Consider the following 12,832-nt stretch of genomic DNA (forward strand, 5'->3'; position numbering starts at 1 on the left):
CCGGCGTGGTCTCACGTGTCGGCTCCTTCCTGCTTGAGCATCCGCCGCAGGTTGCCGACGAGAGCGACGGTGAGGATGACGACGGTGAGGATGGCCACGGCCGAGCCGAGGTCGTAGCGGTGCAGCGCCCGAGCGATCTTGAAGGCGTAGACGGGCAGGGTGGTCGTCGCGCCGTCGGGGCCGCCCTGGCCGAGCACCCAGATCTGCGGGAAGCACTTGAAGACCCAGATCACCTCCAGAGACGTGATCAGAGCGAACATCGGGCGCAGGATCGGAAAGGTGATCTGCCGGAAGACCTGCCATCCGCCCGCGCCGTCGAGCCTGGCCGACTCGTAGAGCTCGACCGGGATCGTGGTCAGGCCCGCGTAGAGAGTGAGTGCCGCGAACGGCACCGACTGCCAGACCACCAGGACGACCAGCACGCCGAACATGGCCGTGCCGTTCGCGAACCAGGAGTATCCCTCGAAGGAGTCGAACCCGACACGCACGAGCAGCCAGTTGACGATGCCGAGCCGCGACTGGAACAGCCACTGGAAGACCGTCGTCGCCGCGATGATCGGAGTGGCCCAGACCAGCGCGAGCACGCTCATCAGGGCCGTACGCATACGGCGACCGAGCCGTACCAGCATCAGCGCTATGCCGGTCGAGATGCCCACGATGAGCACCACATTGATCGCGGTCCAGACGAAGGTGCGCAGCACCACGGCCCAGAACTCGCCGGCGGCCAGCAGTTCCCGGTAGTTGTCCAGGCCGATGAAGGCGGCGCCGCCCCTGATCAGCTCGCCCATCCTGAAGTGCTGGAAGGAGATCAGGGCGGCCCGCAGCAGCGGGTAGAGCAGGAGGAACACGCCCCCGGCCACGGCCGGGGCGATCAGCAGGTACGGCCACGCCCGCGAAATCCGTCGGCCTCCGGCGCGAATGACGGGTGGCGTCGCGGGTCGGTGGTCGGCTCCTGCTTCCCGGGTGGGGGCGTGGACGGTGGGCACGGCGCCCTCCCTCCGTTTCGGGCGTCGCCCGGCGTGCGGCCGGGCGACGCGGGGTCGTTCAGGAGCCGTTGTTGAGCGTCGAGGTGATGGCCTCGGAGGTCTTGCGCGCCTCGGTGGCGGGGTCTCCACCGGTGAGCACCGCGGTCATGTACTGCTTGACGACCTGGGTGGCCTCGACGGCGGCCCAGTTCGGGGTGTTCGGGGTGGCCCTGCCGTTGGCGGCGCCCGCGGCCATCGCGGCGGTCCCCTCGTTCGAGTCGAGCACATGCGCCAGCGACGTCCTGTTCGGCACGAAGCTCATCGCCTTGGCCAGGTCGCTCTGGAACTTCTCGCCGGTCAGTGCCTTGACGACCTCGTAGGCGGCATCCTGGTGCCTGGACGCCTCGGGGATGATCAGGTCCGAGCCACCCGTGAACACCGCGCCCGGCTTGTCGGCGGTCTTGCCGGGGATGGGGAAGAAGCCCATCTTGTCCTTCATCCCGGGCTCCACCTCCAGCACTCGGGCGGCGCCGCCGGGCACGCTGATCATCTGCGCGACCTTGCCCTTCGCGAAGACCTCGTGCTGCGGCGGGTTGGCCTCGTCGGCGTCCTTCGGGCCCTTGCCGAGCGCCTGGAGCTTCGCGTAGAAGTCCATGCCGGCCAAAGCCTGGGGCGTGTCGAGCGCGCCCTTCCACCGGTCGCCGTCCTTCACGGCGAGATCGCCGCCCTCGTCCCAGATGAACCCGGCCAGCACGTACCAGGTCTGCCCGGTCAGATAGATGCCCTGGTCGCCGCCCGTGTTCAACTTGGCGGTGTCGGCCAGCCACTCCTCACGGGTCTTGGGCGGGGAGTCGATCCCGGCCTTGGCGAACAGGTCCTTGTTGTAGATGACGACGCGGTTCGCCGCGTACCAGGGGATGCCGTACTGCCTGCCGTCGATGTTGCCGGGCTGGGCCAGGCCGGGGATCCAGTCCGTACCCCCAAGGTCGGCGATCTTGTCGGTGAGGTCCTTGACCCCGCCGCTCGAGGAGTACTGCGCGACCTGGGTGTTACCGACTTCGATCACATCCGGCGCGTCGGTGCTGGCCAGCGCGGCGGTGACGCGCTCGCCGATGCCGTCCCATGCCTGGATCTGGATGTCGAGGTCGACGTCCTCGTGCGCGGATTCGTACTCGGTCTCGAACTGTTCGAGCAGCTCGTCCGTGACGCTGCCGTCCATGATCCAGACGGTGAGCTTGGTCGGTCCCGCGCCGGTAGGGGTGCCGTCGGACGACTCGCCGGAACCACAGGCGCCGACGCCCGCGGTCATGACGAGAGCGGCCGCTGCGGCCAGGAGGCGGTGCTTCATGGTGCTTCTCTTTTCGGGGGGTACGACTGGCGTCGGCCTTGGGGCGAAAAAGTATGGAGTGCGGCTCACGCCGGATGGCGCGAGCCGCACGGTGGCTCAGGAGTTGGGAACCGTGTCGGTGAACGTGGTGGAGGCGGCGCGGAAAGCGCCGACCCTGTTGCCCACCTCGGCGGGAGAGACGACCTCGCCCTTGCTGTAGTAGACCCAGTCGACCTGCTGGTGGTAGGTGCGCGGGGTGCTGCCGCCCTGCAGGTCGATGAACCATTGGTTGAACATGATCCACATGGGCGTCTCGGGGTAGTGATCGCCGCCGTGGTCGGCGAACAGGCGTCCGTCGATGTAGTACTTGATCCGGCCCCCGGCGACCTGGATCACCAGGTCGTGCCACCCGGCGAAGCTCGCCCGCTCCTCGGTGTGGGTGTTGACGGCCAGCCAGGGGTCGTTCCGGTAGGTCTCCCAGCTGGTGGCGTACATGATGTTGCCCGGCTCGCCCCATCCGCCGTTGGGGAGGTACTCGAAGTCGAGCTCACCGTAGTCGGGGTCGAGGTCGTGGGCCAGCGGGGTGATCGTGAAGAAGGTCTGCACGATGTGTTCGCCGTCGGGGCCGCTGACCGGGGCGTCGCTGAACTTCACCCGGGCGGCGTAGGTGCCCTCGAAGAACTTGCGGTCGGTGGTCGAGAGCTCGGTCTGGACGGTGCCCGAGCCGGTGCCGTTGGTGGAAGAGGCGAGCTGGAGCACCTGACCGCCGTCGACCGTGGGGAAGGTCACGGCGGCGGGCGACCAGGTGGCGCCGGGCACACCGGGACCACCGGAGCTGGAGCGCACCGTCCAACCACGCTGGGCCAGGCGCGGGTCGGCGGAACCGGTGTAGGCGAAGTCGTCGAAGAGGACGCCCTGGCCGGTGCCGGGATCGTCCGAGGGGCTGGGCGACGGACTCGGCGACGGGTCGTCACCGCCGGCCGCGGGAATGCCCCAGGCGAGCTTTCCGTTCACGAACACCGCCACCTTGTTCCAGTCGGCGTAAGCGGTCTGGGTGCCGAAGGAGTAGTCGTCACTCTGGGAGAAGTTCTGCCAGTCGGCACGGTAGAAGCGCAGCTGCATGTCTCCGGTGTTCGCACCGGCCGCGAGGGTCCCCGAGGTGAAGCCGACCTCCAGGTAGCGATCGGCTGTCGGCACAGGGGTGGCGAGGTCGACGAACCGTCCCGTCACCGTCGAGCAGCCGACCACGGCCCACGAGCAGGCGAAGCGGTAGGTCGTCTCCCCACGGAAGTAGTAGCGGATCTTCACCTGGTTGAGCGGAATGGACTCGGTGCCGGTGTTGACGAGTTTGAACCACGGCTCGGCCTGCGCGGTGGTGGCGCCGGTCGAGCTGTTCTTGTACTGCAGGCGCACCGACTGGACGGCGGAGGCCGGCGTCGCGAGGGCGATGCAGGCGAGGGAGACCGGGAGGACTAAGGCCAGCAGAACCTTCAGGAAATGTCGGGACATGAAGTGATCTCCTTTGCGGGGACCCCCGAGTGGTTGTACGGCACGGCTGGTTGTACGACATGGCTGGTTGTACGGCACGGCGGCGAGGGCCGCCGTCGGTGACCGGGTCGGGGCCGCCTCCCCCGGCGGTGCGGGCCTCGACCGGGATTCCCCCGAGACGGGTCAGGCGCCCCGGCGGATCCGGCCGGCGTAGCGGGCCTCGATGGCGAGGTTGTGCGCATCGCCCTCGGGAACGTTCGCCGACAGGTAGACCGGCGGCACCTGTCCTGCGGCGAGCAGCTCACGTACCGCCTCGGCGATCACGAGCTGGACGAGCAGGGCGGAGGTGATGGTGGAGACGGCTCCGACGGCTCCTCCACCGGGCAGCGGGAGCACGGCGTCGCCGTACGGAGCCCGGTTGTCGAGGACGACGTCGGCGAGGTCGCACAGTTTGCGGCCCGAGGGGTGTTTCGGGGAGACCGCCGAGCTGTGCTGCAGGGAAGTGATCGCGATCAGGTCGTGACCGCGCTCCTTCACGAGGGTGGCGAGCTCGATGACGACACCGTTGACGCCCGAGCTGGAGATGATGACGAACAGGTCGTGGTCCTCGACGGGCGCGAGGTCCAGGATGCGGTGTGCGATGGCGGGGTCGCGCTCCAGGTCGTAGCGCTGGAGCTCTTTCGGGTCGGCGCCGCCGTACAGGACTATGTCCCTGAGTGCGAGCCGGTTGGTGGGAACCAGGCCCCCGGCCCGGCCGACGATCTCCATTGCGACCGCCTCGGAGTGGCCTGAGCCGAATGCCTGGATGATGCCGCCCCTGCCGAGGGCCGTCGTGACGAGGGCCGCCGCCCGCCTGATGGACGTGGCCTGGTCGGCGGGGATGGTGTGCACCAGCCCTTCGACGTGCTCGGCGTAGCGGCGTGGGTCGATCATCACATGTCTCCTTCGGGAAGCCGGTGGCCGGCCACGGCCCTGAAGGTCAGGTCGAACGCCTGCCGGGTGCGCTCGTAGGTGCGCTGCGCGACCGAGACGTAAACGACGTCGAGGACGAGCAGCTGGGAGTGGATCGCCGCGAAACCGTCGCCCCTGAACATGGTCTCCTTGCTGGCCGTCGTGAGCACCAGCTCGGCCACCTCGGCCAGGGGCGACCGCGGGTGCGAGGTGACCGCCACCGTGATCGCTCCGTGGCTGCCCGCTTCGGCGAGCACCTCGATGACCTCGCGCGTCCTGCCGCTGTGTGAGATGCCGACGGCCACGTCGCCCTCGCCGAGCAGCGCGGCGTCGGTGAGCGCACTGTGCGCGTCGGACCTGCTCCAGGTGGGGATCCGAATGCGCTGGAGGCGATACTCCATCTCGCTGGCCACCGCCGCACTGCTGGAGACGCCGAACAGCAGGACCCGGCCCGCCTGTGAGATCGCGGCCGCGGCCTTCTCGACCGCGGCGAGATCGAGCTGGGCCGCGGTCTCCTGGATGAGCCGGATGTCGTTCCCGGACACCACGCCGAGCACCCGCTCCAGACTGTCGCCGGGCAGGATCTCCTGGCCGATGTCGGTCTCCCATGTCTGCTGGGCGACCCTGCCCTGCTCGGTGGCGATCGCGACCCTGAGCTCGGCGTAGCCGCCGAAGCCCAGCGCCCGGCAGAAACGGGTGACCGTTGCGGTCGAGGTGCTGCTGCGTTCCGCCAGGTCGATGATCGTCGATCGCGCGGCCTCGCCGGGATTGCTGAGAATCAGCTCCGCCACCCGGCGCAGCGCCTCGGGCAGCTCCGGCTGCTCGGCTCGGATCCGGCCCAGTAGATCCACGTCGCTCCTCCATCTCGCCCTTGCGGTGAAAATTATGCTCGAACACTGGCTTCGTCAAGACAATCGGTGAATAATTTTTTACATGACTCTGATCGTTGGAGTGGACGCGGGAGGTACGTCGTCTCGCGCGGTGGTGAGCACACTCGACGGCACCGTCGTCGGACGCGGCAGGGCGGGCGGCGGCAATCCCATGGCACTCGATCCCACAGACGCCTTCGCACACGTGGGCGCAGCCGTACGGCATGCCCTGAGCGGGGAGGATCCGGCGCAGGTACGGGCCGTCGTCGTCGGGATGGCGGGATCCGGCCTGCTGCGCGAGGCCGCCGTCCGGGCGACGTTCGAGCGCGTGTGCGCCGACGCGGGCCTCACGTGCGCGCCGCGGGTCGTGGGCGACGTCGTGGTGGCCTTCGCCGCCGGTTCCGCATCCCCCTCGGGCACCGTACTGATCTCCGGCACCGGAGCCATCTCGGCAAAAATTATTGACCACACATCCGTCGCTCTGGCCGACGGATTCGGTTGGCAGCTCGGCGACGAGGGATCGGCGTTCTGGCTCGGCCGCGCCGCGTGCCGCCTCGCCGTACGCGAACTCGCCGAAGCGACCGCCCGGGCGGGCAGGACGTGGCACACCGAACGGGCGGATGCGGTCCGCCGGGCGGCGGACGCCGGTCACGAGTTGGCGGACGTGCCTCACGTGCCGCGGGGGGTGAGCCGGCTGACCGATCTCGTCGTACGGCACCTCCTGACGAACGGGGCGGACTCAGGCGGGGACATCGTCGACAGACTTGCCACAATCGTGCAGGGGCGGCCTCCGCTCCTGCTCGCCGAGCTGGCGCCGCTGGTCAGCCGGGCGGCGCTGCAGCGCGATCCCCCCGCGCTCGGCATCGTGCGGGAGGCCGCGCGGAGGCTCGCGCGCACCGCCCTCGAGGTCCACACCCATGGTGACGACGCGCCCGTGGTGCTGGCCGGGAGCGTGCTGACAAGCGAAGGTCCCGTGCGGCGGGCCGTACGGGACCTTCTCGAACCGGACGTGGCGGTCGCCGTGGCGGGGGACGGCGCGGGAGCGGCGGCGTGGCTCGCGCTGCGCGATCTCGTCACTCCGGCGCAGGCGGCACGCCTTCACACAAGACTCGCCCGCCCGCTCACCTTCCCCGGGACAGCCCGCCGGGGAACCGAGGGAGCCGCTCAGGGCCGCTGAGCGGCTCAAGGGCGTAACCGGTGGACAGGCGCATGGGCCTGCCCGGTCTCGCCGGGCCCTCCCTCGAGGCCGTCGACGTCGCCGCACGCGGGGAACGTGCGGGCAGCGGCAGGTCTTCGGACTTGTGGGCGTGATGCTCGTTCCTACTGGCCGTCGCTTCCCGGATCTTCAGGTCCAGTGCGTGTGACGGCGGACGCTCCCACTCACCGCTGCGGGGCAGCCCCGGAATCACACCGAATTCCCTCTTACGACGCGCCTGCCTGGCGGGCAGGGCGAACCGACTGCGGCACCCAGCCCAAGCGTGCTCCGATTCGCGGAAGCGCCCGGGTCCACATCGGTCTACGGGATCGACCGCCTGGAGGAGTGCTTCGCTCACCTTCTTCGGCCGAGAAACCTAGCGCCGCGTGATATGAAAGTTTCATTTCCCCGCGCTCTCCGATCGTCCTCGACACCGAGGTCAGGACCATCGGCGAAGCACCGGGGCAGACGGCAGGAACGCCCGTCGTTGACGCGTTCCCTCCCGCCGATGTTCGCTCGCGCATAGTGGCGCTCCGGTCCACTGGCCGAGGAGCCGCAGCCTGGACCTCCGATGTCACGTCCGGCTCCCGTGGCGTGCTCCCCGGTGGACCGGGTTTCCATCACCGAACGTCACCACGAGGCCTGGAGGCGGAAATGGATGCCTGAGCACGACGCCGGGCCCGATGCGTTTCGCCGTCCCCTCACGGGTGAGTCCGCATCCGGAAGAGCCTTAGCGTTAGAGCCTTAGTGTTAGCGCTAACTCTAAAGTGAGCAGCTCTCGTCGGCGGCGACGGCACGACCGCCCCGCGTGAAGCACGCCTTGGAGGGGTCGTGTTAGCGCTAACAACAACAGGCCCGACCACGGTGCCGACTCGGCCGTACCAGCCGCCTATATCGGCCCACCCGTACTACCAGCCCGCCCATATCGGTTCACCCAGCCCACAGGAGTTCAGATGTCGCTATCACCGCTCAGCCGCCGACAGTTACTTCAGACGGCGGGCATCGCCGTCGTCGCCTCCGCCGCCGGGCAGGTAGCCGCCGCCACCACGGCCCAGGCCGCCACGGCTCAGGCCGCTGTCGCCCCGGCACGGCCCGACATCGGCGTGTCCATGTACCCGTTCGAGCTGGGGCAGGTGCGGCTGACCGCCGGACGCTGGATGGACAACCAGAACCGCACGCTGTCGTACCTGCGGTTCGTCGACGTCAACCGAATGCTGTACAACTTCCGGGCCAACCACCGCCTGTCCACGCAGGGGGCGGCGACGAACGGGGGGTGGGACGCCCCCTCGTTCCCGTTCCGCACCCATATGCAGGGGCACCTCCTCAGCGCGTGGGCGCAGGCGTACGCCGTGCTCGGCGACACCACGTGCCGGGACAAGGCCACCTACATGGTCGCCGAAATGGCCAAGTGCCAGGCCAACAACGGCGCGGCCGGATTCAACACCGGTTACCTGTCGGGCTTTCCCGAGTCCGACTTCAACGCCCTCGAGGCCCGCACGCTGAACAACGGCAACGTGCCGTACTACTGCATCCACAAGACCATGGCCGGTCTGCTCGACGTGTGGCGCCACATCGGGAGTACCCAGGCGCGTGACGTGCTGCTGGCGCTCGCCGGCTGGGTCGACTGGCGGACCGGCAGGCTGTCCGCCGCCCAGATGCAGGCCATGCTGGGCACCGAGTTCGGCGGCATGAACGCCGTACTGGCCGACCTGTACCAGCAGACCGGCGACGCCCGCTGGCTGACCGCCGCCCAGCGGTTCGACCACGCCGCCGTGTTCAACCCGCTGGCGTCCAACCAGGACCAGCTCAACGGTCTGCACGCCAACACCCAGGTGCCCAAGTGGGTCGGCGCGGCCCGCGAGTACAAGGCCACCGGCACCACCCGCTACCGGGACATCGCCACCAACGCCTGGAACATCACCGTCGGCGCGCACACCTACGCGATCGGCGGCAACAGCCAGGCGGAGCACTTCCGAGCCCCCAACGCGATCGCCGGATATCTCGCCAACGACACCTGTGAGCACTGCAACAGCTACAACATGCTCAAGCTGACCCGCGAGCTGTGGCTGCTGGACCCGAACCGGGTGGCGTACTTCGACTTCTACGAGCAGGCGCTGCTCAACCACGTCATCGGCGCGCAGAACCCGGCCGACTCCCACGGGCACATCACCTACTTCACGCCGCTCAAGCCGGGTGGCCGTCGTGGTGTGGGCCCGGCGTGGGGCGGCGGCACCTACAGCACCGACTACAACTCGTTCTGGTGCTGCCAGGGCACGGGTGTGGAGGTCAACACGGCGCTGATGGACTCCATCTACTTCTACAACGGCACCACGCTGACGGTGAACCTGTTCACGCCGTCGGTGCTGAACTGGACCCAGCGGGGGATCACGGTCACCCAGACGACGTCCTACCCGGCGAGCGACACCACCACCCTGGAGGTCACCGGGAACGCCGGCGGGTCGTGGTCGATGCGCGTCCGCATCCCGTCCTGGACCACCGGCGCCACGATCAGCGTCAACGGCGTCCAGCAGAACGTCGACACCACCCCCGGCACGTACGCGACCCTCACCCGCACCTGGTCCTCCGGCGACACCGTCACCGTGCGCCTGCCCATGCGCGTGCTCATGAAGGCCGCCAACGACAACCCGAACGTCGCGGCGATCACGTACGGCCCGGTCGTCCTGTCCGGAAACTACGGCAACACCGCTCTGTCGGCGCTGCCGGCCCTGAACACCGCGTCGATCACCCGGACCAGCACCACGTCGCTGGCGTTCACGGCCACCGCCAACGGATCGTCGGTGAACCTCGGCCCGTTCTACGACGCGCACGGGCACAACTACACCGTCTACTGGAACACCGGCGGCGGCAGCGGCGGAGGCGGGAACGCGAGCTACCGTCTGGTCAACGCCGCCAGCGGTCTCGTGCTGGGCATCCAGAACATGTCCACCGCCGACGGCGGGACGGCACTGCAGTGGACCGACAACGGCACCGCCGACCACGACTGGGAGATGATCGTGGACGGCGGCGCCGTACGGCTGCGCAACGTCAACAGCGGCAAGGTGCTCGGCGTGGAGAACATGTCCACCGCCGACAACGCCCGCATCCTGCAGTGGACCGACAACGGCACCGCCGACCACCGCTGGACGATCATCGACGCCGGCGACGGATCCCACAAGATCCGCAACGTAAACAGCGGCAAGCTGCTCGGCATTCTCAACGGCTCCACCGCCAACGGGGCGCAGGCCGCCCAGGACTCCGACAACGGCAGCGCGGACAACAGGTGGCGGTTCGTGCCCAACGGGGCGCGGCGGATCCAGAACCTGGCCAGCGGACTCGTGCTGGGTGTGCAGAACATGTCCACCACCAACGGCGGCCTGGTGATCCAGTGGGGCGACAGCGGCACCGCCGACCATCTGTGGACCGCGGTGGTCGACTCCGGCGGCTACCTGCGCCTGCGCAACTCCAACAGCGGCAAGGTGCTCGGCGTGGAGAACATGTCCACCACGGTGGGCGCCCGGGTGATCCAGTGGGACGACAACGGCACCGCCGACCACCGGTGGCGGCTGCGGTACGGATCCAACGGGTACTTCCGCATCCAGTGCGCCAACGGCGGCCGGGTCCTCGGCGTGAGCGGCGGCTCCACCGCTCAGGGCGCCCAGATCGTACTCTCCGACGACAACGGAGCCAATGATCACCTCTGGCGATTCGTGTAGCCGCCGACGCGACGAAAGCTCAGCGTCGGCCCGTCGTACATCCCCCCACCGGGCCGCCCGGCCCGGAGATCGAAGGAAAAACTCATGATCACCATCGGTGAGGTCCCCAGAGCCCTCCCTGTGCGGCGCCACTGGCGATCACTGATCGCCGCCGTGGCCGCCGTCGTCCTGACCGCCTCCGCGCTCGTGCTCGGCACCGGCCCGGCATCGGCCGCGACCGTCGACACCAACGCCTGGTACATCCTGGTCAACCGCAACAGCGGCAAGGCCCTCGACGTCTACAACTTCGCCACCAACGACGGCGCCCGCATCACCCAGTGGACCCGCGGCGGCAACGCCAACCAGCAATGGCAGTTCGTCGACTCCGGCGGCGGCTACTACCGCATCAAATCCCGCCACTCCGGCAAGGTCCTCGACGTCTACAACTGGTCCACCGCCAACGCCGCCGAAATCGTGCAGTGGACCGACCACAACGGCGCCAACCAGCAGTGGCGCCTGGCCGACAGCTCCGGCGGCCACGTCCGCTTCATCAACCGCAACAGCGGCAAGGCCCTGGAAGTCCAGAACGCCTCCACCGCGGACAACGCCAACATCGTCCAGTACGACGACTGGGGCGGAAACAACCAGCAGTGGCAGCTCGTCCGCGTCGACGACGGCGGCGGCACGCCCACGCCCACGCCCACCCCTTCCACGCCATCGGGCCGGTACGACAACCCCGTCGTCTGGCAGGACTTCGCCGACGGCGACATCATCCGGGTCGGCGACGCCTACTACTACTCGGCCTCGACGATGCACTACTCGCCGGGCGCGCCGATCCTGCGCTCCTATGACCTGGTCAACTGGGAGTACGCGGGCCATTCCGTGCCGCGGCTGGACTTCGACTCCAACGCCTACGACCTCAACGGCGGGCGCGCCTACGTCAAGGGCATCTGGGCCTCGGCGTTCAACTACCGGAAGAGCAACGGCACCTTCTACTGGCTCGGCTGCACCGAGTTCAACCGCACCTACGTCTACACCGCGACCGCCGTCGACGGCACATGGACCAAGCGAGCGCGGATCAACAACTGCTACTACGACGCCGGTCTGCTGATCGACGACAACGACACCATGTACGTCGCCTACGGCAACTCGAACATCAGCGTGGCGCAGTTGTCCGGTGACGGACTCAGCCAGGTGCGCGCCCAGCAGGTGTTCAGCACCCCGTCCAGCGTCGGCACGCTGGAGGGCGCCCGCTTCTACAAGCGCAACGGCTACTACTACATCTGGCTGACCCGCCCGGCCAACGGCCAGTACGTGCTGCGGTCGAGCAGCCCGTGGGGGCCGTACGAGATGCGCCAGGTGCTGCTGAACATGCCGAGCCCGATCTCCGGCGGCGGGGTGCCGCACCAGGGCGGCCTGGTGCAGACGCAGAACGGCGCCTGGTACTACATGGCGTTCGTCGACGCCTTCCCCGGCGGCCGGGTGCCGGTGCTGGCGCCGATCTCGTGGAGCTCCGACGGGTGGCCCTCCGTGCAGACCGTGAACGGCGGCTGGGGCGCCACCTACCCGAAGCCGGCGATCTCCACGACCAAGACCGTCAAGTCGATGATCGGCCCGGACACGTTCACCACGAGCGCGCTCGACCCACGCTGGGAGTGGAACCACAACCCCGACAACGGCAGGTGGTCGTCCGGCAGCGGCCTGCGGCTGCAGACCGCGACCGTCACCAACGACCTCTACAACGCGCGCAACACGCTGACCCACCGCATCCAGGGCCCATCGTCCACGGCGACGATCGAGCTGGACTACTCGGCGATGGCCAACGGCGACCGGGCGGGTCTCGCGATGCTGCGCGACTCCTCGGCCTGGATCGGGGTGCGCCGCGACAACGGCGCGTACCGGGTCGTGATGACCAACAACCTGACGATGAACAGCAGCTGGCAGACCACGTCGACCGGCAGCGAGGCGGCCTCGGCCGCGGTGTCGGGCGGCCGGATCTGGCTGCGCGTCAACGCCGACATCCGGCCGGGTACTGGCCGGCAGGCCCGGTTCTCCTACAGCACGGACGGCACCAACTTCACCACGCTCGGTCCGGCCTTCACCCTGAACAACGCCTGGCAGTTCTTCATGGGCTACCGGTTCGGGATCTTCAACTACGCCACCCAGTCCCTGGGCGGCTCGGTGACCGTACGCCGCTTCGACCTGACCACCCCCTGAAACCCGGGTGGTAGATCGACGACGAACAAGGCCTCCGGTAAGCGGTCGATCGACCTAGTGCCGCGACCGCCAAGGTTTGCCCGGAAGGAGCGGCGGCCAGGGTGGTGCATCGCAAGGCGGAGGAGGAG

General features: G+C 68.7%; 8 protein-coding genes and 1 riboswitch. Of the genes, 3 read left to right on the plus strand and 5 right to left on the minus strand.

Translation table 11 applies throughout. The annotated features are described in order from the left end of the window. Positions 1-11 precede the first annotated feature (11 nt). The 5 genes from AP234_RS14370 to AP234_RS14390 form a co-directional block, all read right to left on the minus strand. Positions 12-986: a carbohydrate ABC transporter permease gene (locus AP234_RS14370; RefSeq protein ID WP_083502106.1), complete on the minus strand. Its 975-nt coding sequence runs from the start codon at positions 984-986 to the stop codon at positions 12-14. A 58-nt stretch (positions 987-1,044) separates the two neighbouring features. After that, positions 1,045-2,313, minus strand: coding sequence for an extracellular solute-binding protein (locus AP234_RS14375; RefSeq protein ID WP_055480159.1), 1,269 nt, complete (start codon positions 2,311-2,313; stop codon positions 1,045-1,047). A gap of 96 nt (positions 2,314-2,409) precedes the next feature. Continuing rightward, on the minus strand, positions 2,410-3,801 hold the full coding sequence (locus AP234_RS14380; protein ID WP_055480160.1) for a cellulose binding domain-containing protein: 1,392 nt from the start codon (positions 3,799-3,801) through the stop codon (positions 2,410-2,412). A 162-nt stretch (positions 3,802-3,963) separates the two neighbouring features. Then, positions 3,964-4,713 carry a sugar isomerase domain-containing protein gene (locus tag AP234_RS14385; protein ID WP_055480161.1) on the minus strand — a complete coding sequence of 250 codons (750 nt, stop codon included), beginning with the start codon at positions 4,711-4,713 and terminating at the stop codon, positions 3,964-3,966. Continuing rightward, positions 4,713-5,582 (minus strand): MurR/RpiR family transcriptional regulator, encoded by an 870-nt coding sequence (locus AP234_RS14390; RefSeq protein WP_055480162.1) that lies wholly within the window; start codon positions 5,580-5,582, stop codon positions 4,713-4,715. The genes AP234_RS14385 and AP234_RS14390 overlap by 1 nt, the downstream gene beginning before the upstream one ends. Positions 5,583-5,664: 82 nt before the next feature. On the opposite strand from AP234_RS14390, the gene AP234_RS14395 reads away from it, so the two are divergent. The 3 genes from AP234_RS14395 to AP234_RS14405 all read left to right on the plus strand — a co-directional run bounded on the left by AP234_RS14395 (position 5,665) and on the right by AP234_RS14405 (position 12,704). Continuing rightward, positions 5,665-6,777 (plus strand): BadF/BadG/BcrA/BcrD ATPase family protein, encoded by a 1,113-nt coding sequence (locus AP234_RS14395; protein WP_083502107.1) that lies wholly within the window; start codon positions 5,665-5,667, stop codon positions 6,775-6,777. 90 nt (positions 6,778-6,867) lie between these two features. Further along, positions 6,868-7,078: riboswitch (cobalamin riboswitch) on the minus strand. Positions 7,079-7,748: 670 nt separating this feature from the next. Further along, a complete protein-coding gene (locus AP234_RS14400; RefSeq protein ID WP_055480164.1) occupies positions 7,749-10,508 on the plus strand; it encodes a beta-L-arabinofuranosidase domain-containing protein in 2,760 nt (919 codons plus the stop codon). An 84-nt stretch (positions 10,509-10,592) separates the two neighbouring features. After that, positions 10,593-12,704 carry a family 43 glycosylhydrolase gene (locus tag AP234_RS14405; protein WP_055480165.1) on the plus strand — a complete coding sequence of 704 codons (2,112 nt, stop codon included), beginning with the start codon at positions 10,593-10,595 and terminating at the stop codon, positions 12,702-12,704. Positions 12,705-12,832: the final 128 nt, after the last annotated feature.

The sequence above is a fragment of the Sphaerimonospora mesophila genome, from assembly GCF_001417795.1.
GTDB lineage: Bacteria > Actinomycetota > Actinomycetes > Streptosporangiales > Streptosporangiaceae > Sphaerimonospora > Sphaerimonospora mesophila.

Coding starts and splice junctions, on each gene's coding strand:
- AP234_RS14375 (WP_055480159.1), bottom strand. CDS start 2,313: ATGAAGCACCGCCTCCTGGCCGCAGCGGCCGCTCTCGTCATGACCGCG.
- AP234_RS14380 (WP_055480160.1), bottom strand. CDS start 3,801: ATGTCCCGACATTTCCTGAAGGTTCTGCTGGCCTTAGTCCTCCCGGTC.
- AP234_RS14385 (WP_055480161.1), bottom strand. CDS start 4,713: ATGATCGACCCACGCCGCTACGCCGAGCACGTCGAAGGGCTGGTGCAC.
- AP234_RS14395 (WP_083502107.1), top strand. CDS start 5,665: ATGACTCTGATCGTTGGAGTGGACGCGGGAGGTACGTCGTCTCGCGCG.
- AP234_RS14400 (WP_055480164.1), top strand. CDS start 7,749: ATGTCGCTATCACCGCTCAGCCGCCGACAGTTACTTCAGACGGCGGGC.
- AP234_RS14405 (WP_055480165.1), top strand. CDS start 10,593: ATGATCACCATCGGTGAGGTCCCCAGAGCCCTCCCTGTGCGGCGCCAC.